General features: G+C 41.6%; 20 protein-coding genes. 17 read left to right on the top strand and 3 right to left on the bottom strand.

All coding sequences use genetic code 11. From position 1 onward, the window contains the following. Positions 1–60 precede the first annotated feature (60 nt). The 7 genes from I3252_RS04225 (at position 61) to I3252_RS04195 (ending at position 7,959) form a co-directional block, all read left to right on the top strand. On the top strand, positions 61–1,119 hold the full coding sequence (locus I3252_RS04225) for a hypothetical protein (protein ID WP_193836971.1): 1,059 nt from the start codon (positions 61–63) through the stop codon (positions 1,117–1,119). 34 nt (positions 1,120–1,153) lie between these two features. Next, positions 1,154–2,215, top strand: a complete 1,062-nt coding sequence (locus I3252_RS04220) for a hypothetical protein (protein ID WP_193009425.1) — start codon at positions 1,154–1,156, stop codon at positions 2,213–2,215. A gap of 51 nt (positions 2,216–2,266) precedes the next feature. Continuing rightward, positions 2,267–3,730, top strand: a complete 1,464-nt coding sequence (locus I3252_RS04215) for a hypothetical protein (protein WP_238034324.1) — start codon at positions 2,267–2,269, stop codon at positions 3,728–3,730. 417 nt (positions 3,731–4,147) lie between these two features. Then, on the top strand, positions 4,148–4,813 hold the full coding sequence (locus I3252_RS04210; RefSeq protein ID WP_238034323.1) for a DUF6708 domain-containing protein: 666 nt from the start codon (positions 4,148–4,150) through the stop codon (positions 4,811–4,813). 111 nt (positions 4,814–4,924) lie between these two features. After that, a complete protein-coding gene (locus I3252_RS04205; RefSeq protein ID WP_193009422.1) occupies positions 4,925–5,512 on the top strand; it encodes a hypothetical protein in 588 nt (195 codons plus the stop codon). 39 nt (positions 5,513–5,551) lie between these two features. Beyond that, positions 5,552–6,610 carry a hypothetical protein gene (locus I3252_RS04200; RefSeq protein WP_238034322.1) on the top strand — a complete coding sequence of 353 codons (1,059 nt, stop codon included), beginning with the start codon at positions 5,552–5,554 and terminating at the stop codon, positions 6,608–6,610. 50 nt (positions 6,611–6,660) lie between these two features. Continuing rightward, positions 6,661–7,959 (top strand): hypothetical protein, encoded by a 1,299-nt coding sequence (locus I3252_RS04195; protein WP_238034321.1) that lies wholly within the window; start codon positions 6,661–6,663, stop codon positions 7,957–7,959. 563 nt (positions 7,960–8,522) lie between these two features. Here the strand turns inward: I3252_RS04195 and I3252_RS04190 are convergent. After that, positions 8,523–9,827, bottom strand: a complete 1,305-nt coding sequence (locus I3252_RS04190) for a hypothetical protein (RefSeq protein ID WP_238034320.1) — start codon at positions 9,825–9,827, stop codon at positions 8,523–8,525. Between the two features lie 694 nt (positions 9,828–10,521). Here I3252_RS04190 and I3252_RS04185 point away from each other — a divergent pair. The 6 genes from I3252_RS04185 (at position 10,522) to I3252_RS04160 (ending at position 15,557) form a co-directional block, all read left to right on the top strand. Beyond that, a complete protein-coding gene (locus I3252_RS04185; protein WP_238034319.1) occupies positions 10,522–11,451 on the top strand; it encodes an inovirus-type Gp2 protein in 930 nt (309 codons plus the stop codon). Positions 11,452–11,568: 117 nt separating this feature from the next. Further along, the gene (locus I3252_RS04180; RefSeq protein WP_179799099.1) at positions 11,569–11,832 is read left to right on the top strand and encodes a hypothetical protein; all 264 of its coding nucleotides are present in this window, start codon (positions 11,569–11,571) and stop codon (positions 11,830–11,832) included. A gap of 54 nt (positions 11,833–11,886) precedes the next feature. Further along, positions 11,887–12,879 (top strand): DUF932 domain-containing protein, encoded by a 993-nt coding sequence (locus I3252_RS04175; RefSeq protein ID WP_238034318.1) that lies wholly within the window; start codon positions 11,887–11,889, stop codon positions 12,877–12,879. Positions 12,880–13,083: 204 nt separating this feature from the next. Next, on the top strand, positions 13,084–14,109 hold the full coding sequence (locus I3252_RS04170) for a lambda-exonuclease family protein (protein WP_238034329.1): 1,026 nt from the start codon (positions 13,084–13,086) through the stop codon (positions 14,107–14,109). A gap of 117 nt (positions 14,110–14,226) precedes the next feature. After that, the gene (locus I3252_RS04165; protein ID WP_238034317.1) at positions 14,227–15,144 is read left to right on the top strand and encodes a hydrolase or metal-binding protein; all 918 of its coding nucleotides are present in this window, start codon (positions 14,227–14,229) and stop codon (positions 15,142–15,144) included. Between the two features lie 161 nt (positions 15,145–15,305). Next, positions 15,306–15,557: an AlpA family phage regulatory protein gene (locus tag I3252_RS04160; protein WP_238034316.1), complete on the top strand. Its 252-nt coding sequence runs from the start codon at positions 15,306–15,308 to the stop codon at positions 15,555–15,557. Between the two features lie 115 nt (positions 15,558–15,672). Here the strand turns inward: I3252_RS04160 and I3252_RS04155 are convergent, their stop codons facing one another. Beyond that, complete coding sequence (locus tag I3252_RS04155) at positions 15,673–16,053, bottom strand: transposase family protein (protein ID WP_238034328.1); 381 nt, start codon at positions 16,051–16,053, stop codon at positions 15,673–15,675. 11 nt (positions 16,054–16,064) lie between these two features. Further along, on the bottom strand, positions 16,065–16,505 hold the full coding sequence (locus tag I3252_RS04150) for a transposase family protein (protein ID WP_201501705.1): 441 nt from the start codon (positions 16,503–16,505) through the stop codon (positions 16,065–16,067). A 198-nt stretch (positions 16,506–16,703) separates the two neighbouring features. Here I3252_RS04150 and I3252_RS04145 point away from each other — a divergent pair, with 198 nt between their 5' ends. Genes I3252_RS04145 through I3252_RS04130 form a run of 4 tightly spaced genes read left to right on the top strand, consistent with a single transcriptional unit; the run spans position 16,704 to position 21,469 of the window. Beyond that, the gene (locus I3252_RS04145; RefSeq protein WP_238034315.1) at positions 16,704–17,243 is read left to right on the top strand and encodes a spore coat protein U domain-containing protein; all 540 of its coding nucleotides are present in this window, start codon (positions 16,704–16,706) and stop codon (positions 17,241–17,243) included. 5 nt (positions 17,244–17,248) lie between these two features. Beyond that, a complete protein-coding gene (locus tag I3252_RS04140; RefSeq protein ID WP_238034314.1) occupies positions 17,249–18,010 on the top strand; it encodes a molecular chaperone in 762 nt (253 codons plus the stop codon). Next, entirely contained in the window at positions 17,961–20,453 is a 2,493-nt protein-coding gene (locus tag I3252_RS04135) for a fimbria/pilus outer membrane usher protein (protein ID WP_238034313.1), read from the top strand. Before I3252_RS04140 ends, I3252_RS04135 begins: the two co-directional genes overlap by 50 nt. Further along, the gene (locus I3252_RS04130; protein WP_238034312.1) at positions 20,453–21,469 is read left to right on the top strand and encodes a spore coat protein U domain-containing protein; all 1,017 of its coding nucleotides are present in this window, start codon (positions 20,453–20,455) and stop codon (positions 21,467–21,469) included. Before I3252_RS04135 ends, I3252_RS04130 begins: the two co-directional genes overlap by 1 nt. Positions 21,470–21,497 lie beyond the last annotated feature (28 nt).

The following is a 21,497-nucleotide window of genomic DNA, read 5'->3' as shown; positions in this document are numbered from 1 at the left end:
TTGGCTACCTTTTTATTACTGTATGTGATTGCTTAGATAAAAGTAATTAGGGATAATAACATGCAACTACGCGACGACTTCGCTAAACATATTAGTGAACTTAATGAACCGCTTGAACGTCCATACACTCAGCCTATAGGAAATACGCTACTTAACGATCATAAAAGTGATATCGGTTATCTTAATAGAGAAATTCATAATATAAATCCAGACTACCTTACCTTTTTCCCCGCCTACTTTTGGTATTTTTATTTTGCTATTGGATGGGTTTATTTTTCTGTTTTTTTTTTCGTAATTAGTTTAATCGCAGACATATCTTATTTTTATTTAGACGATTGGTCTATTTTAAATGTGTTTATTACACTCTTCATGTTTATACCATCATGTACACCTTTAATATTGCTCCTCTATCAATTCATTATCAAGAAACCGTTTCGCACCCAATATTACTTCTTAAAACAGCAGCAAAAGATAGCCTACTACTACCGTCCGCTATGGAAAATCAGACAGCCCTACGAGCTAAAAATAGTAGACTACAAAGACATCCATCCAGACCTGCATCAAGACAAAGGCAATCGGGCATATACACCGCTTAATTTATACGTTGCCGACGCCGAGACCGGAGATATCACCCATCATCTAAAATTGGAAGACTATAACGTGAATCCAAGAGTGCAATGGGCCTTTATCCGCACCTACATGGAAAGTCCAAGTGAAGCGCTACCGATAGATTCAAAGCTATGTCAGGCTTATCCTACTGATACCAGCAAATCATTATTTGCTTGTAGCGACATTATCTATCGAAGAGAGGGTTCTATAAACACGAAACATAGTGGGGAAACCGTTATGGGCATGCTAGCTATAGGTTCAGTATATGCTTTAGGTAACTTGTTTCATGGCAGTCATTATCAATGTGTCAAAAGGGCGATTCTACATCCTGATGTAAAGAAGCTACTGACATGGGATGGTAAAGACAATCCTTATCCGATACAGCCAATCACTACTGAAGCACAGAGGGCATTTCAAGGTAAGAATTGGCAAGTCAATTTTAGATGGATAGTAGCGATATTAATTAACATAAGTTTGTTTTCGTGGGCAGTGGTGGCTTATAATAGTTAGTTAACATTGCTCGCTAATCACATATCGTTTAACTATGATCTTACCCATTCCTCCCATACCTCCTGTCGGTAAAATACTCAGTCGCCCCTATGAGGGCGGTATTCCTAATTTTAAAGAAAAAAATGCCAGTATTAAGAGATTAAGTTCGCTTATTCATGAGTTAAACCCAGACTATCTACTGTTTCATCCAGTGATTAATTCTATTCAAAATTTATGGCTTTTAGCCTCCTATGGGGCGGCATGGTTGTTTGGACAAAGTCTATTTATATTGTTGTTTGTGTCGTTTAAATACTTAATAATTGAAGAATTCGAACTGATAGTCTTATTTCCAATTGGAATGATTATTCTGTTTTTAATATTAATTGGCTTTGCTCCTTTATTAACATTTAAGCAGCTTGTCGTTAAAAAATCTCGATATAATAAAGTCTTATTGCTAAAGCAGACTCAACAAATTGCTTATTACGAACACAATCGCAAGCAAGCATCTATCTTTCACCTAATCAATTACAAAGATATCACTGCCTCAGTGAGACGTAATGAAGGCTTAGTTTATGAAGTTCTTAATTTGCACGTTATCGATGAGTCAACAAGAGAACCAAGCTTATCTATTAACTTTGAAGACATGCGACTCAACCCCTACGATCAATGGGCATTCATTCGCACTTATATGGAGCGTCCCGCAGAGGAACTACCGCTTGATCCAAGATATGCCCATGCCTGTCCAACTGATATGAGTCAATCATTATTTGCCTGCGCTGATATTGCTCAAGCTTCCAAAGATTATTATCTTAAAAATCCCACGCATGAGTTTCGTCTTGGTGATTGGGCTAGATGCTGCATAATCAGCTATTTAGATCTAGCCGAAGGCAATATCTATCAATCAAGCGCCAATCCTGCCCTGCATCCGGAAGTTCAGCGTCGGCTCATGTGGGATGGGCAAAACAATCCGTATAACATTCTGCCTGTCACCGCAGAGCGCCAAGCAGCTTTTGCAAACCAAAATCAAGCCGTTAAGCGGAAATGGTATTCAGGAATGGCTATTAATGCGACTTGGTTTATTGGCTCTATATTGTATGTGATGCTGGTGATTGCTTAGATGAAAACTGATTAGCCAACGTCAATTAGACAGTACGAGAATCAATAAAAAATGAATAACTACATCATACGACCGCAAGAGATTTACCTACTAGAGCGCTACAGTTCACCCGCTTACTTTAAAGAGATGCGCGATGCCTTTGCGAATATGTTAGAAGCTGCTGAATACGCATTAGAACTGTTTGTCAACGATTTACCCTTTGATTACCGTACGCGTCCCATCAATAGACAACTTGATATTGTCTGGGGCGAACGGGTATTACCGAATTTACGTGATACTTTAGATAGTCTTAATATTGGCTATCAAGAGCTGTTAAATGGCGACTTAGCAGCTAAAGGCATTGAATGGCACAATAGTGCCCAAAAAATAGCGAATGGAAGTATGGGTGTCGTGTCTGTTTTTATCGCATATTTTCAGTTCCATGCAGTGATTGCTAGTGTGCCAGCCCTTGCCAGATTGAAATATGCAGGTGACCCACTACGGCTAACGCAAGAGCAGTTGGGAACAGTCAGCTCAGGGCTTGCACTGGTGACTGCTAGTATGGATGTGACCGCTTCAGGAGCTAGCGTACTAGGCAAGACCAGCTTTGCAAACAAGCTGGTCTACCGAGCAGGATGGATAGGAGTTGTTGGCGCGACGTTTGAGGTAGGCAGTTTAGCGATTTATGGCTATCGTAAGTTTAATGATGGTAATAGAGTTTCAACTGGTTTAACGGGGCTTGCTGCTTTCTCGATAAGTGCTTCAGCTTATGCTGGATTAAACCTAGGGTTGCTAGCGATAGCCTCGCCAACTGCGCTGCCCGCACTACCACTATTAGCAATCATGTTTGTTGGCATGACGCTAAGTTATGTCTTTCAGCGCTTGGCTTACAAGTATGATGATAAAAAAAATACATTAATGGAGTATTGGCTAGATAACAGCGTGTTTGGTCATAAAGCCATGAAGACAAAAGACTATTATCTGATAAATCCGTTTCAGTCAAAGTTGCCTTTCAATAGTTTGGAGCAAGATGTTAGCGGTTTTATCACGGCTTGCACCTTATTCTTAGCCAATAATCGTTTGCAGACCTTTCAAGGTAGAATGCCTGTAGAGCACACGATTAACTCAAACAGTGAGATCAGGCTACCGCCAGTCTTGGGCAGTGTAAGCGAGCATCTGACCTTATTTGAAAGTAATGTTCATATTGGCAATTGGGACAAAGCAAGTCAACTGACTATAGAAGTAGTCGCTTATAAAGGCGGTAGCGAACAAAGCCTATATAAAGCGACATTCTATAACTCCGCCACTGGCAAACCCTCTGCTAGTAATATCACATCACTGGCTATTGAGAAACTGCTACCTATAGTGACAAAAGGGGAGGCAGACGATCAGTTTGTTATTAGAACGCAGTTATTAAAGTTTGAACCGCATAGTATTAACAAGGCAAAAGTGATTGTGACTTATACGCCCGATAGCAGCCGTAATCCGCCATACCCCTTAAAAGACGTAAGCTACTTGGATAATAATAGCTACTAAAGAAAGGTTGCAGAAAAAATAATGATTTACAATCCCCCTAATAATACACATCCCATCGAAAATCTCCTGAGTCGACCTTGGGAAAAAAGCATACCTGCGTATCGAGAAAGGATAGCGAGTATAGAAAAGCTGAGCCGTGATATGCATGAGGTAAACCCAGACTACCTACTGTTTCACCCCATTATTAACTCATATCAATTGGTTGGTTTTTTAATGACCTATTGCTTTAGTTGGCTATTTGGGCAGTCATTATTTTTGATGGCAGCTATGGTTATAGCAGTTATTAAAGATGGATCTATATTTTATTATTTCTTAGCTTTTTTTATTGTTATTTTAAACTTTTTGATGTTTGGATTGCTACCATATATAGCATATAGACAGTTTAAAAATAAAAAATCCTACTATAATAAAATTGTATTGTTAAAGCAGACCCAGCAAGTTGCCTATTATGAGCATAATCGTAAGCAAGCGCCTGTTTTTCATTTAATTAATTATAAAGATATTGTCGCCTCAGTCAGACGTAACAACGGCGTTGTCTTTGAAGCCTTGAATCTGCATGTGATTGATCCTAAAACAAACCAAACCATCCAAAGTATCAATCTTGAGGATATGCAGCTCAGCCCCTACGATCAATGGACATTTATCCGAACCTATATGGAACGTCCAGCAGACGAGCTACCGCTTGACCCACGATATGCTCATGCCTGTCCGACAGACATCAGTACCTCACTCTTTGCCTGTGCTGATATTGCTCAAGAGAAGAAAAACAAAGGCTTAACAGGACTACGCCACGAGGTGACTTTTATGGGTTGGTTGCGCGCTTGTACGGTTAGCTACTTAGATTTAGCCGAGGGTAATATATACCAGTCGAGCGCTAATCCTGCTCTACATCCGGAAGTTCAGCGTCGGCTCATGTGGGATGGGCAAAATAATCCGTATAACATTCTGCCTGTCACCGCAGAGCGCCAAGCAGCATTTAATAATCAAAACCAAGCGGTAAAGCTGAAATGGTATTCAGGAATGGCTGTGAATGCGACATGGTTTATTGGGTCAATACTGTATGTAATGCTGGTGATTGCTTAGGATGATTGACTAATAATCTATAGCTTTCAGCGTTTAGCTTATAAGTATGATAATAAACGAAACGTATTAATAGAGTATTGGCTAGACAACAGCGTGTTTGGTCATAAAGCTATGCGAGGACAAGACTACTACCTGATAAACCCGTTTCAGACACAGCCCGCTTTTAACAGTTTAGCAGATGACATTAGTGGCTTTATCACTGCGAGCACCTTATTCTTAGCCAATAATCGTTTGCAAACCTTTCAAGGTAGAATGCCTGTAGAGCATAAAGTTGACTCAACCAGTGAAATAAGGCTACCGCCAGTATTCGGCAGTGTGCGAGAGCATCTGACCTTATTTGAAAGTCAGGTTCACATTGGCAATTGGGACAAAGCAAGCCAGTTGACGATAGAAGTCGTCGCTGACAAAAATGGCAGAGCACAAAACCTATATAAAGCGACATTCTATAACTCTACCAGCGATGAACCCGTTGCTAGTAATATTACGTCATTAGCCATTGAGAAATTAATACCGATAGTGACAAAAAAAGTGACTGAAAAAGAGTCGGAATCTCAATTTACCATTGATACACAGTTACTAAAGTTTGAACCCCATAATATTAGCAAGGCAAAAGTGATCGTTACTTATACGCCTGATAGTAGCCGCAATCCGTCATACCCCTTAAAAAACGTAAGCTATCTAGATAATAATAAATATTAAAAAATCTGATGAAACAATACATTTGAGTTGAATGCTACTATGATCTTACCTGTTCCTCCTATACCTCCTGTCGGTAAAATACTCAGTCGCCCTTATGAAGGAGAGATTGGTAATTTCCAAGAAAAAAAAGCCAGTATTGATAGAATAAGTACACTTATTCATGAGGTGAATCCAGACTATCTGCTATTTCATCCTATTATTAACTCTATTCAAAACTTAGTTTTATTGGCATCTTATGCCTCACTATGGTTGCTTGGACAGTTTTTTTTCTTAATTTACGCTATGTTCAATTCAGTAATAAAGGAAGGAGTATTAATCTACTATCTTTATGCGATTATATGTCTAATATTTATCCTCATTAGTTTTTTCACTGCTCCTTTTCTAACTTTAAAACAACTTAAAACTAAAAAATCTCGATACCACAAAATCTTACTACTAAAAAATACCCAGCAGATTGCTTACTACGAGCATAACCGTAAGCAAGCCCCTATCTTTCATCTGATTAATTATAAATACATCACAGCCTCCGTAAGACGCAATGAAGGTTTGGTGTATGAAGTACTGAATCTGCATGTTATCGATGAGTCAACAAGAGAACCAAGCTTATCTATTAACTTTGAAGACATGCAACTAAACCCTTACGACCAGTGGGCGTTTATTCGCACCTATATGGAACGTCCCGCTGAAGAGCTACCGCTTGATCCCCGATATGCTCATGCTTGTCCGACAGACATCAGTACCTTACTCTTTGCCTGTGCTGATATTGCTCAAGAGAAGAAAAACAAAGGCTTAACAGGACTACGCCACGAGGTGACTTTTATGGGTTGGTTGCGCGCTTGTACGGTTAGCTACTTAGATTTAGCCGAAGGTAATATCTACCAATCCAGTGCCAATCCCGCCTTGCATCCTGAAGTGCAGCGTCGGCTGATGTGGGATGGAAAAAACAACCCGTATAACGTCTTGCCTGTCACCGCCGAGCGCCAAGCCGCCTTTGCAAACCAAAACCAAGCAGTAAAGCTGAAATGGTATTCAGGTATTGCTGTGAATGCGACATGGTTTATTGGCTCTATATTGTATGTGATGCTAGTGATTGCTTAGAGAAAAATTTATCAGCCAACATCAATTAAACAGTACGAGAACCGCTAAAAATGAACAACTACATCATCAGACCGCAAGAGATTTACTTATTAGAACGCTACAGCTCACCCGTTTACTTTAAAGAGATGCGTGATGCCTTTGCGAATATGCTAGAAGCTGCTGAATATGCATTGGAGCTATTCGTCAACGATTTACCGTTTGATTACCGTACGCGTCCCATCAATAGACAACCTGATATCGTTTGGGGCGAGCGCGTATTACCGAACTTACGTGATACTTTAGATAGTCTCAATGTTGGCTATCAAGAGCTTTTAAAAGGGGATCTAGCGGCAATAAGATATGGCGGTAATGTTGAGAGTGATTTTCGGGCTATCAGTATGGATTATGATATCGATTGGATGCCTGAGCAGCAACAACTTGATTATGAAAAATGGCGGAGAGAGGCAAGCACGCGCGCTTTTAACTTAGAAATAACCAGTTATTTTGGTTGGTGTTTATACGACTTAATAGAAAATTATAGCATTGAATCAAGAGGAGCGCTCAATGCGCCTGAATCATGGCCTATCTATAGTCTCAACCAACAATATAGCGTTAAGGTAGATGAAGTCGTCCCTGTCGCTGGCATTTATGTACCAAATCGAGCAGATGCCAGTGCTCAAGTGCTATTGGATGGCATGTTAGCAAATGAAGCTAATGTCGGTTATGACCCTGATACGACACACGCTGTCGGTAGAGCTCCTGTTACTTGGATGCTCGTTGAGCGTATCGCGGATAGTGGTGGCAGTAGTGTAGTACTGGAATCTTCACGTTGTGAGGCAAATCAGCCTTGTCCGCAGACAGGATATTGGTGGTCACCTGCCAGTCAGGAGTTGCAACATTTTCAAGCAGAAGACATCATGCCAGACATGACTAAAGGAAGGTGGGAAACCGTTTGGTATTTTAACGCGACCAATCCGATGACTATTCAACCTACCACAAGTTATATAAAAAGGAAAAGAGCCAGGCGACCCAAAGTTTACCAACGACAAAATGGAGATGCGTATTTAAATAGCTCTGTTAAACATGCCTTTTTTACTATAGTCATCGTCGATATATCGATTCTGCTATTTGTTGAAAAAACCTGTGGAGCCACTATCTATGAGCAGTTATTAAAGACTATCTTTATGCAGGCGCTGTGTTTATTTATGCTCACGGATTCCAAATTAATGCTTTGGTTGGCTAGTGTCACCAATAGGCCGTTAAGTACTATGAAAGTGGCTGCTTTTTTCATCATGTTAGGATCGTTCTATCTATTTTTTATTACGATACAAGGTTTACCTTTTCAGAATGGGATAATAGGATGTGGCTAACTATTGATTATATACAATTGATATAGCTTATTACCCTAAACGTGATAAGGACGTTTAGGGTAATAAGCTAGCAGGTGATTACTAGCAAATTGTCTAAATAGTGGAAAAAATTTAGTTTAATAAGAGAAAGTGTACAATAAGAAAAAGGCTTCCAATTGCTTGGAAGCCTTTTAATATAATGGTACCCGGAGCCGGAACGGTGCTTTATAGGTAAAGTATTGATTAATAAGGATAAATACCATAATATATAATTCGGTATACTTGGTAGTATACTCAACGTTTCATTTTCGCTTTTTATAGTAATGTGTTAACTGAAATACATTATTTTTAAAACGTAGTGCAAGTTTGTAGTCTTTCAGACAGCACCAAGATTGACTGAAAAATCATTGCCTGATCAGACGAAAGCATCGCTATCAGACATGGATAGTTATGCTTTAATAAAATCGTTAACAGGCAAGGAGTTAAGCGCTGAAGATATACAGCAATGAACTGGTAAAGAATATATTAGCAATGGCTAAATTCGTTGAGTTGTTCGGTTTCTATAGGCTGATCTAAGATTTAATTTAGTGCTGTTTTTTCTTGAAATTCAACAAGGCTGCTGCCTGGTTTTTTTGATTCGCTTTCTTCTTTAACCTTCTATCCATAATAATCTTTGGCTCGACAGGCTCGACAGGCTCGACAGGCTCGACAGGCTCTTCAGCTTCGATAGGCTGCTGTTTATTAACTCTTCTTCCACTAATATGTTTATCTATCTCCGATAACTGATTGTCGTCTTCCAAGTTAACGCTCTTAATTATTGCTTCAGCAGTTTTTTTAGGAGTGGCATTCAGCTTCGTAGATAAGGCGTTTAGAGCAGAGTATGTTTCTTTATTAAGGGTAAGGCTGCGATTATCTTTAGCGTCCGACTTATCTTTCCTAGATATGCGTGATGCACGCGCTTTTTGTAACAAACTAATGATTTCATCAGCCCCAAGTTTTGAAAAATCTTTTCTCTCCTTTGTACTCTGATGAACGCGTTCATTTTCACTGTTATGCTGAACTAATTTAGTTTGACCTACTGCTTTTTGATAGCTATATGGGCGTAGTAAAGACTCATCAACCTTACTGTTTTGGTATTTATATTCTTGTATATTCAAAGAAGCTTTAATTAATTCGAGCTTATCTTTTTTATTATTTGGTGTGAACGTACCAACAAGCACCTGTATTTTGTCATCGTCAAATCTTGCAAGGATACTATCGATTTCATCCTCAGACAATTTATTAAGCCAATTTAACTTATGATCACTAATACGGTTTGCAACATATCTTGTTCGATAAATATTGAATAAAGATTGACTGTTAACATATAAAAGCGTCCCAGATTTGTCTATCAGCCCCCTAATGTCCGCAGCTGTATTACCTCTTAGACTGCATCCGTAAATGTCCAAGACATGTATTAGTCGGTTTGTAAATTCAGCCTTAGAAGTAGATTTTACAAGATCCAAAAGTAATGACTTGTCTCCATATTTGTCTGCGTTAATAAAGTATCCTAGCCATAGTGCAGCTCGTAACTCAGTATTAATCCATAACAAATCGTTATCATTGATGACTACTCTATACGCATTGACCCCTATCTTTTGAGCGGTTTCTGATGGATTTTCTTGTTTAATCAAAGCTTCCATCAAGGCTTGGTGGACCATGGTTTTATCTGGAAGATCGAATATTCCAAGAGCCACAACAATCTCATTTTTCTCATAATAAACCAAAGAATAGTAGAAAACGTATGCTTGTCTTACTGTAAGATTTTTGATCAAGTTTTCCCACAATGGATGGCCTACATATATATTCTCGTAGAAACTTTTGATGATTTTATTGTGATTATTCATCATAAAAAACCTATTAATTTAGTAGTAATGGCGTAAAAAACTCGTATGAATATCTAATTAAAATACAGCTTAATTCGTAATAAAAACGTAGAGATATATAGTGGGAAGTAGTCTATTATCATGGTGTAGACTGCCAAATACAGTCCATTTCATAAATATGTATTATATAGTTAACTAATTTTATTAGTATAGCAAGCAATCTTGAGATAGCTATTGAATTTTCAAAAACGAAATTCAAATGTCGCCACGATCTTTTTTGTTTTTTCAGTTTTATAGCATTAGCTCATCAACTAATCGAAAGAGCTTTCAAAGACTATCGGTAGATATGGCCATTAGTCATCGTTCTTATCAGTTGATAACATCAATTTTGATCCTACCGAAAATGAGTAAGGATAAGCCAAATTTTTCTACTGAAAAAACAAACCTGCTGTTAACAATTCTTTTTTTGAGCACTCTATCTATAACTTTTTGTTTTGAATATGAATAAATCAATCTTAAGCTAACTCCATCCTTTCCAATTCTCTCAAAATCCTCGCCTCACTCGCATCCAAACGCTACACACAAAAAAAGCACACTGCGCTGTGGCGCAATCTGCTTAGTAGGGTATATATATTATGAGATAATACTAGAGACTCATCAGTTAGAAATTACACTCATCATAGATGGTTATGTACACCAAACCCAATGGAGCATAATCATGTCAAAATCACTTATCAATCAATCTTACCTTACAAATCACATCGACAAACTAGTCAGAGATATCTTGTCTTCCTCTGTAACCTTCGATGACATCGGAAGTCGACTGAATGAGCTGTATTTGCCATTCATAGAAAGCTGCGATGATTACTTGTGTTACTCAAAGCCTATCCAAGCTTTTGTCTCTGGTACCAAAGGTATTGTCGGAGACTCCTACCCATGCAATGTCATTTGGAGTCAAGATAATATTCAAAGACTGATCGATTCTATTTCGTGCTATAGGCAAGATGTGATTGACGAAGACAATGCTTGGCAGTTTCAGGAAAAACAGAATAGAAATACTCTTGAGTCTTATGCCAGATGCCAGCTAAATCACTACTCAAAATCATTGGTTGTCCGTGTCGATTTAATGTATACGCAAGACCATCGTGAGCTCGTTACTATTTATATGTTCAACAATCATATGAAAAAGCTGAGAGAGCTTATCAGTAACAAGAAATCGTGCTTCAAATATTTACAAGGATATGCCTGGGCTTTAGAACAAGGTGGTAAGTATGGTGGGTTTCATTGTCACTTACTGCTCATATATGACGGGGCAAGACGTGAGGGCGACTGCGCTTTAGCTATAGAGATTAGTAAGAAGTGGAAGGCTATAACAGAAGGGCTTGGTGCTTATTACAACTGTAATAGCAATAAACATAAGAAAAAGCACCAAGTGAAAGACGAGTTCGGTAATGATCGATTAGGCGTCGGTATGATCCATCGTAATAACCTACGTCAGATTGAAAATGCGGTTTACTCAGCGTTGTATTTAACCAAGCTTGACAAGAAAGATCAGCAATTAAAAGTATGGCTCCCTAATATGCGTACCTTCGGTCATGGCACCTACCGTACAAAGAAGCGTCGAGGTTTACCGCCCATAACAAACTAATTTCAAATACATACTACATTCATGAGATCGAGCATTAGCGTCTTAATGCTCATCCTTACTCAACATCAAAGGCCTGCCTCGTGCAGGTCTTTTTTATGCGCGCAATAAGGAGCCCTTATGAAACCAGTATGTCCACGCTGTCAGTCGTCCACTGTTTATGTGATGACTGATAGTAACGAGCTGTTATCACCCGCTGCACTGATCGGTCTTGGTGTCAGTCTATGCAAATCATTCAAAGTCCATCCTATGATCGGTGTGGTTGCAGGTACTGCGATTGCAGCCGTCATCGAGCTTGCAGAGCCTCATAGCACTTTACCGATGCTCATCAATAAGCAGCATCGCTGTGATGACTGTACGCACGTTTTTTCAACCCTCAACTAATGAATAAACGCATTACTCAATGCATTTAACTTATCAATAAAAAGGAAATGAATCATGGCACATTTAATCGAAAATATGGCTTATGTCGGCGATACCCCGTGGCACGGTCTCGGCAGTCAGCTACCAAAGAATCAGCCTATTGAAGTCTGGGCTCGTGAGGCTGGTATGGATTGGCGTATCGAATCCTCAGACGTCAGCTACATGGCAAGCAATGAAAAAGGCCAAAGCCTTATCATGCCCTTCGACAGCAATAAGGTCCTGTACCGCAGCGATAACCTAGAACCATTATCAGTGGTCAGTCAACGCTACCAAGAAGTACAGCCACGTGAAATTCTAGAGTTCTATCGTGATCTTACTGAACAATCACACTTTGAGCTTGAGACGGCAGGGGTATTAAAGGGTGGTCGTAAGATGTGGGCACTCGCTCGTACAGGTCAGTCTATGACTCTCAAAGGCGGTGATGTCAGTAACGGCTATCTGCTACTAGCAACCGCTTGCGATGGCACGCTTGCGACCACTGCACAGTTCACTAATATTCGTGTGGTGTGTAATAACACCTTAGCGATTAGCCTCGCTGACGGCAGCGGCGGCGTGGTGAAAGTACCGCACAGCACCTCCTTTGATGCGGACAAGGTCAAGCAGCAATTAGGCGTCTCCGTTAAGCAGTGGAATGAGCATACGTATGAGATGAAGCAGTTAACCCAGCGCCGTGTTACTCAGGCAGAAGCGGCAAACTATCTGAACCGTGTCTTCAATGATCAGGACAATGACATCATTCTGTTTAATAGTGCTAAGAAGGAAAAGGATGCGGTGCCCAATGCCCGTGCCATGAATCAGGTGATGAACATGTTTAACGGCCAAGGTCGCGGTGCAGATTTGGATTCAGCGCGTGATACCGCTTATGGGCTGCTGTCAGCAATGACAGAGTATGTGGACCATGAGCGCCGTGCTATGTCGACAGATCATAGGCTCGATTCAGCATGGTTCGGTGCAGGCGCTAAGCTCAAAGACAAAAGCTTAGAGGAAGCCTTTGCACTGATTGCCTAAAGACGCTTAGTACACGCAACGATTAAACCACGCCTAAGCGCGTGGTTTTTTTATGCCGTTTGTTTGTCAGTAATCAGTAATCAACCAATACTCAACTTAACGAAGGAATTTACCATGAACATGATCGCATTAAATACCAACACTCAGCCAAGACAGGTTAAGCGTGCCACCGCTAAGGTAAAAGCTAAGCACAGCATCGAAGATATGCCAACGCTTAAGGTTCAAAATAAAACCGTTAAACCTTCCGCTAGTCAAGCAGCCACTGCTAAGCGTTTGGTTAATACCAAAGACTTAAGCCGTGAGGACTGGTTACAAGTACGCAAGCAAGGCATTGGCAGCTCTGATGCTGCTGCCGCTTGTGGTATCCATCCGTACCTATCCATGCTTGAGCTATGGATGATTAAGACCGGACGCATGGAAACAAGCATTGATGAAGGCTTAGAGGGCTACTCACCACTGTATTGGGGCAATACCTTGGAGCCGATGGTGGCGAAATACTATCAAGAACATACCGGCAATAAGGTGCGCCGCGTGAATGCTATCTTGCAGCACCCTGATCCTGACAAAGCCTTTATGCTTGCCAATTTAGACTATGCAATTACTGGTAGTGACGAGGTACAAATACTAGAGTGTAAAACTGCTGGGGAGCATGGTGCTAAGCTTTGGAAGCATGGCGTGCCGTTATACGTCACCTGCCAAGTACAGCATCAATTGGCAGTCACAGGTAAAACTGCGGCGCACATCTGCGTGCTGCTTTGTGGTCATGAAGCCAAGATATACAAGGTTGAGCGTGACGAGCGCTTGATTTCATCCATCGTGGAACATGAGAGTCTGTTCTGGCAATACGTGCAGACCGACACGCCACCAACTCCTGATCACTCTGAATCTGCAGCTCGGGCATTAAAGCAGCTGTATCCAACGCCTAAACCTTCAAGCAAGGTTGATCTGCGTGATGACGATGGCGCTAATAAATTATTTGAGCAACTGCTAAGTTATCGTGATTACATGCAAGAGTTAGAGCAGCGTCATGATCAAGTGAAGCATCAGCTGCAAACGCTGATTGCTGATAATGAAGTGGCCGTATTTTCGATGGGCGCGATTTCGTGGAAGCGCTCGAAAGACAGTGTCGGTCTTGATAGTAAAGCCGTTATTAAAGCCCATCCTGAGCTATTAGCTAAATTCAGTAAAACCCGTCAAGGCAGTAGACGCTTTGTTGTCTTAAACGATTAAACCGCTATCTATTCTCAACACATCAACAAACCAAGTCTAGCGCATAACCGCCCACCTATCACAGGTGGGCTTTTTTATGGCTAAACATAATCTATTAAACACATAAGGAATATCACCATGATTAAAGGTCTCACTATAACCCCGCCCGTTTTAGGTCGTATCAGCATTGGACGTGTCATTGTAAAAGATGGCAAACGTCTCCCTGCCAAAGACGATCAGTTCACCATTACCAGCCAAATCCAAAACAAAGACGGCTGGGTCAATCATCCGCTTGATGCAAAGCTACGTGCAAAGAGTGATGGTAAGCTGCGGCAAATACCCGTGCGCATGCTGTTTAACGATCCGACACTAAACCTAAGAGCGGAGTACACGCTGTTCGATAGGCAAACAGGACGCCCGCTATGCGTGGGCGACGGTGAGCAATGTCAGCGCCGCACAAGCAATGGCGTAGAAACACTGCCATGCCCATCACCTGATCGCTGTCCATTAGCGCAAGGCGGTGCTTGTAAGCCATACGGTCGTCTGTATGTCAATCTGTCTGAGGACGATGAGCTGGGCACGTTTATATTTCGCACGACTGGCTTTAATAGCATAAGAACGCTTGCGGCACGCTTAAGCTACTTTGCCGCGGTATCAGGCAATAAGCTGTCGTGTTTGCCCCTGCAATTAACGCTTAGAGGTAAAAGCACCACACAAAGCTATCGCACGCCAATTTACTTTGTCGATTTGACCTTGCGTGATGGGGTGACGCTTAAAGATGCGGTATCTAACGCGCAAGCTATTGATGCGGAGCTTAGCGAACACGGCTTTAATCAGGCAGCATTAGAGGCCGCAGCGAAGCTTGGCTATGTGAACTCAGCCTTTGAGATTGATAATGACGAGGCACTTGCAGTCGTGGAAGAGTTTTATCCAGTCGAGACAGGCGATTCTGGTCAACATCAAGATGCGCATGAGGACTTGAACCATGTCTTAGCCGATCATGACGTAACCAGTATTGAGCAGGGATTACGGCAAAGCGTGACAGCGGTTAGTTAGTCTAGCGAACTAGTCATAAAAGGAGCTGTGTCATTCAGCTCCTTTTTTTTATTAGCTGCGTCAAAAGCTAACTGTCGGACGGCATGGGATGCAGTAAAAAAATATAGGACTCGGTAAGTATATGAGAGGAGATGCTCTCATTCACTTATAAGGAGCAAATCATGGAAAACTTGAATGCAACACAGCCAGTAATAGAACAATGCAATCATATACCGCAACTGCTTAGTATCAAAGATGTTGGTCATTATACCGGTCTTAGTCGTTCTACGATCTACGAGATGGTCAATGAAAAGTCTGATCGTTACGACCCAACGTTCCCCAAGAAGGTACAACTGACACAGGTGAGGGTGGTGTGGGTAGCAAGCGAGATTGCAGAGTGGATTAATACTAAGATTGCTGAGCGCTCAGTTTAAGCTTATCAAGCCGCCTTAACTCTAAGAGTATGGCGGTTTATTTTTTTAGTATTTTTTAAGCTTTTAAAAATCAGGTTAAAAAATTTACCGTTCATCTGTAGACCTCTTGCAAAAGTCAGATATTAAGCTCAAGATTTACCAGTCCTGCGAACAGCTTCATTCTTAAATCATAACGTTGACGTCGATTACGGTAGCGTTCAGCCACAATTTTGAATAGCTTAATCAGCCCTATTTTATGCTCAACCAGAATACGACATTTTGCCAAATATTGATTGGCCTGTTTGCAAAGCGCTAGCAACTCACCGCCTTTTGGTTTCTTAAAGGGGATAAAGGTCTGATCGTATAGCTTGGCTATACCTTGATAACCGCTGTCTGCTAGATAGCTGGTGTTTTTAGGCAGCCAATCAGGACAAGTTTGTTTATAAAGATTAAAGTCATGTACTGAACCGTTGCAGGTTTGCACATCCAATATCAGTCCTGTTTGCCAATGTACGATGACTTGCGCTTTTAAGGTATGTTGTTTCTTTTTTCCACTGTAGTACTGTTTTTGGTTTTTTTTGGCCGTTCAATGGGCGTTTCGGTGGCATCAATGATGACTGCTGACCAATTGATATCCTCAGGCTTACCGTGTGGTAGTTTTCGTGGCAAATCAAATCTGCCTGAGTGGATAAGGATGTCTTCTACTCTTCTGACAATGCGACTGGCAGAGGACTCATGAACGTTGAAGTCCACACCAATATGATAAAGGGTTCGGTATTCACGCCAATAGGTCAGTGCGAGTAAAATCTGCGCCTCTAAGCTAAGTTCACTTGGACGACCTGATTTGGTCTTGGAAGCTTCATGCTCTTGCATGGCTTCTAGCATTTTCTCAAAAGTGGCTTTGTGGATGCCAGTATAACGTTTAAAACCTGCATCGCTCTGTTCAAGTAGTTTGGCTATATTTGGCATATCTTTTAAATATTTAGGGTTCAGTTATAGACTTTGAGTCTTGAAACTACTTTTGCAAGAGGTCTTGTATAGAATGCTGTTCATCGGAATATGATTGCTTAAGTGTAGTGTTTACGTAATAATACGCAATATTAGAATATGCTCATACTATTTCTTTCATTGAAACGTAAATAGATTCAAAATAACTGGAGTTTTGCCATGCAATTTAACAAATCTTTAATGACAGCCGCCCTACTTGCTGTTGGCTCTTTGACTGCTGTTTCTGCGAATGCTGCTGTTACAGCGGATAAGACTTTTCAGGTCAAGATTGAAATCACGTCTGTTTGTACTGTAGACGCTACTATAGGTGCCAATGATGTTGATTTTGGCCAAGTTGTTGCAGGCACTGCAGCGACAGCTCTAGCAACCGCTCCTCTTACCGTAAGCTGTTCTAAAAACACCCCTTATATTGTTAACTTAACGCCATCAAATGCTAATACAGATGGTTTGGGTCAAATGAAAGGTCCAGGAACTGGAACTACAGAAATCCCTTATCAACTTAGAAAGGCTGCAGGTGAGTCCGCAGCAGTGTGGGGCAATCAGGGAACTCTCACTACAGCAGGCAATGGTATAGCTGGCACTGGACTAGGTGTAAATAGTCCCATTACTCACACTGTGTATGCAACGGCTACTGCTGCTGCCACAGACGTGCCAACTGGTAATTATGTAGATACTGTAACTGTAAACGTAACCTACTAATAGCTATGTTAAGTCTTTTGCTACGCCGCGTTGCGATACGCGGTATTTTTTCTGGTTTGCTTCTGTCTAGTAGTGTGGCAATGGCGAGCGGCCTTCAGGTCTCTCCCATTTCCCTCAGCTTACAAGCCAAACAAAATGCTAGTGGACTGACGCTGAGTAATACTGGTGACAACGCGGTACATGCGCAAGTGCGTGTGTACCAATGGTCTCAGGACGAAAAGGGTGATCAGCTCACCACATCACGAGGATTATTGGCCAGTCCGCCAATGATTGAACTGCAGCCGGGTGAAAAACAGCTTATCCGGATTATCCGCGCATCCGCTCCGCCAAGCGGCGTCGGAGCTGTGGAAAGCAGCTATCGACTATCGATTGATGAACTGCCTATCAAATCTGCCGAACAAAAAAGTGGCCTACAATTTGCGCTGAGCTACTCACTACCCGTGTTTGTAAATCCGGTTGGGATTACTAAAACCACCCCAAGATTGCAATGGAGTTATAGTCTACAACCAGACGGGGAGCAGATGAATTTAAAAGTTAGCAATAGTGGGAATGGTCATGCCCAATTGGCTGATTTGAGCATTATAGATGATGCTGGCAATAGTATTGACTTACATCAAGGGTTGCTGGGTTATGTTTTGCCAGGCGCCACCATGAACTGGACACTGAAAAAACTGCCATCTTCAATGAAGACAAGTGGTAAATTCAAGGTGATGATTAATGGAACTCAGACTACACAAGATGTCACGTTGGACAATTCCACTCGTTAAAGTACTTGTACTACAGAGTATAACTGTCTCATTTAGCCATGCTGTCACCTTTAATGATACTAGGTCTACCACCGCACCTGCTACGAAAACCATAGCTAATTCTCCTGATGCTAGAACTACCCAACTCAACCTCGATGAAGATGCGAGTAGTACAGAAGGCTTAGATTTATATTTAGATGTTACCCTCAACGGAGCTAACGTTGGTTTAGCTCACTTTGATTATCGTGATGGCGAATTATGGGCAAGTATTGCAGTATTGCAGCAGCTAGGTTTTATAGTGCCGCCAGGTACTACAGACCCATTACTACTAAATAGTTTTGCCAATATCAAAGTAGACTATAACGCCCGCATGCAGTCGGTGAATATTCTAGCTCCTTTAAGCATCCTTAATCTAAACACTACGGTGTTAAATACCCTCGATAACCGTCGCACTCAAGCCAGCTCTTCGCCTGGGCTATTATTGAATTATAATCTCTATGGCTCACAAACAGAGAGTAGTTCAACCAATCTAAGCGCTTATACCGAGGTACGCGCCTTCAACTCCCATGGTGTCTTGAGTTCCACTGCACTGACGACAGGTGACCGTTTTCCTAATAGCAGTGCTAATAATGGTGATAAAAACCGAGACTGGGACAGTCGTACAGTACGTCTAGATACCAGTTGGAGTCAGTCATTTCCTGACAAGTTAATTACGGTTCGTGCTGGTGACATACTTACAGGGGCACTGTCATGGACGCGGTCTACGCGTTTGGGTGGTCTACAGATTGGTAGCAATTTTGATTTGCAACCTTATATGACGACTACTCCATTGCCGTCATTTTTTGGTTCAGCCACTCTGCCCTCTGCAGTAGAGCTCTATGTCGATGGGTTAAAGCAATATAGCGGTGACGTGCCTGCTGGCCCTTTTGAGCTAAATACAGCCCCCAGCATCAGTGGAGCAGGGAATGCTCAGCTTGTATTGACCGATGCATTAGGTCAAAGCTCCACCGTTAATTTCTCGCTTTATGATACTCATCGATTACTACAGCCAGGTCTTTCTGATTGGTCAGTAGAACTTGGTGCTGTTCGTGAAAACTATGGTATAAAATCTTTTGACTACGGCAGCGATATCGCTGCTAGTGGCACTTGGCGTTATGGGGTAAGTAACCGATTCACCGCTGAGACCCATGGTGAAGCAACCAAGGATCTTGCTAATGCAGGGATTGGCGGCACATGGGTATTAGGTGGACCAGGTGGTGTTTTGTTTGCTTCATTGGCAGGTAGTGAAAGCCAAGGAAAGGGCGGATCACAATATAGTGCCAGCTACTCATGGAGTAACAATCGCTTTAATATCGGTCTCAATACTTTAGGTACCAGTGGTCATTACCGTGATGTGGCAACCCAATACGGATCAACGCCCATACGTCAAAGCAATCAATTTTCAACAGGCTATAGCACTCAATCTCTAGGTAGTTTTGGAGTAAGTTATAACGAAGTCGACTATGCGGAGGAAGATACGGCGCAATTTGCCAGCGCCTACTGGAGCAAGTATTTGGGTCGACGCCTCAGCCTAAATGCTAGCTACAACCACGACCTTAATAATTCTGCTAATAACAGTGCCACAATCGGTGCATCATTCTCGCTAGATCGTAATATTTCGCTCAATAGCAGTCTCCAGCATACTGACGATCGTAATGATTTTGTGGCTGATGTATCACAGTCAGCTCCAAGCGCAGGTGGTATCGGATGGCGAGCACAGGCTAGACACAGTATCGATAACGGCATAAATGATAATACCAGCAGTGGTGGACTAGCAGAGCTCAATTATCTTGGGCGTTATGGTCAGGTACAAGCAGGCATTAGTAGTTACGATGGTAATCATTCTACCTTTGCTAGTGGCACAGGTTCGCTAGTCATGATGGGTGGTGGCTTATTTGCTGCACGCCAAATTAACGATGGCTTTGCCGTGGTATCCACTGATGGCGTCGCCGATGTACCTGTGTTGCTACAGAACAATGTTATTGGTACCACTAATAAGCGTGGTCTATTGCTGATATCACCGTTGAATGCTTATCAAGAGAACAAGATTGGTATTGATCCCATGGACTTACCTGCTGATCTGCGTATAGATAAAGTGGCTCTTGAGGCCACACCGTCTGACCGCGCTGGTACTTTGGTGACATTCGACATTACAGAAACGCGCTCTGCCTCTGTCATCTTAAAAGACAGCAACGATGAGTTTATACCGTTAGGCAGCCAAGCACGCTTAATCAGCAAAAAGAATACGCCAGCAGCAGTGGTTGGATTTGATGGTGAGGTTTATCTGGATACACTCGATAAGCATAACACTCTAGAGGTGATTAAGCCCTCTGGTGAGGTATGCAAGGTCAGTTTTGATTATCAAAAATCAGGTGATGATATTCCACTTATGGGCCCGTTTACTTGTCAGAAGGAAGAAGAATAGTGAGTTTATTTCGGTGGTATTACAGTCCTTTTTTGATGTTAGGTGCATTTTGGCTAACAGTAGGCAACGCAAATGCTGCAGCGACTTGTAGTGCAAGTATGAATGCGGGCACTGTAAATATTGGAAATAACCTGACTTCAGATAATGTCGATAGTGAAAGTATCACTGCCACTCTGAATTATAAATGTAGTAATGGCACTGGTAGAAGGTATGTTTCAGTTTGTCTTGCTATTGATGGTGGTGATATTGCAAGCGAGATTAACCCACGCTATATGAAGAAAAGTGGAGCTAATACTCCTCGCTTAGCATTTACTATGCTAAAGCCTGATCAAACTCTTTGGGGCACTCGTAATCTTACCGGGATTAATTCAGAGTATATTGCTTATCACGAAATGCCTAGCAATACATCAATATCAATAGATGTGCCTATAAAAGTAGCCTTGTTGCCAAACTACGGTAACTCTCTTGCCACTCCAGGAGTTTACACTAACAACTTCAATGGTGGTCATACCGCACTAACTTATCAAGACCGTGTTTTTTCTACCTCTTCTGATTGTACATCGGGTGGGCAAGACGATAATCGATTTCCCTTTATAGTCCAAGCTACCGTAGTTAATAGTTGTGAAATAACTACTACAAATGATGTCAACTTGGGTGCTCATCCAGCAAGTAATACAAACATCCTTGGTAGCAGAGGGAATGCTATTGGCGTAACCTGTACAAAAGACGCACCCTATACGATTGGCCTAGCTCCGTCCAACGGTAACCAAGCTGGATCGGGGGTTATGAGTGGTACTGGCAGTAATAATGATAAAGTTCCCTACCAACTACGTTCAGCACCAGGCTTTAATGGGAAAACATGGGGTAATACTGCTACCTCTACTAGTACAGGAAATGGAGTTGCAGATATTGGAAATGGCTTAGTTCAAAATAAGACAGTTTATGTTACTGTACCGAGCGCTGATTTTAGACCAGACAACTACTCTGATACAGTTACTATTAAAGTTAACTATTGAGATAAGCATAAGAATTATTGGTAGATAT

Origin of the sequence: Psychrobacter sp. Ps4 (assembly GCF_022129285.1) — a bacterium.
In the GTDB taxonomy this organism is placed as follows: domain Bacteria; phylum Pseudomonadota; class Gammaproteobacteria; order Pseudomonadales; family Moraxellaceae; genus Psychrobacter; species Psychrobacter immobilis_A.
The sequence above is the reverse complement of the archived record's forward strand: the minus strand, read 5'-3'. Positions and strand labels throughout refer to the sequence as shown.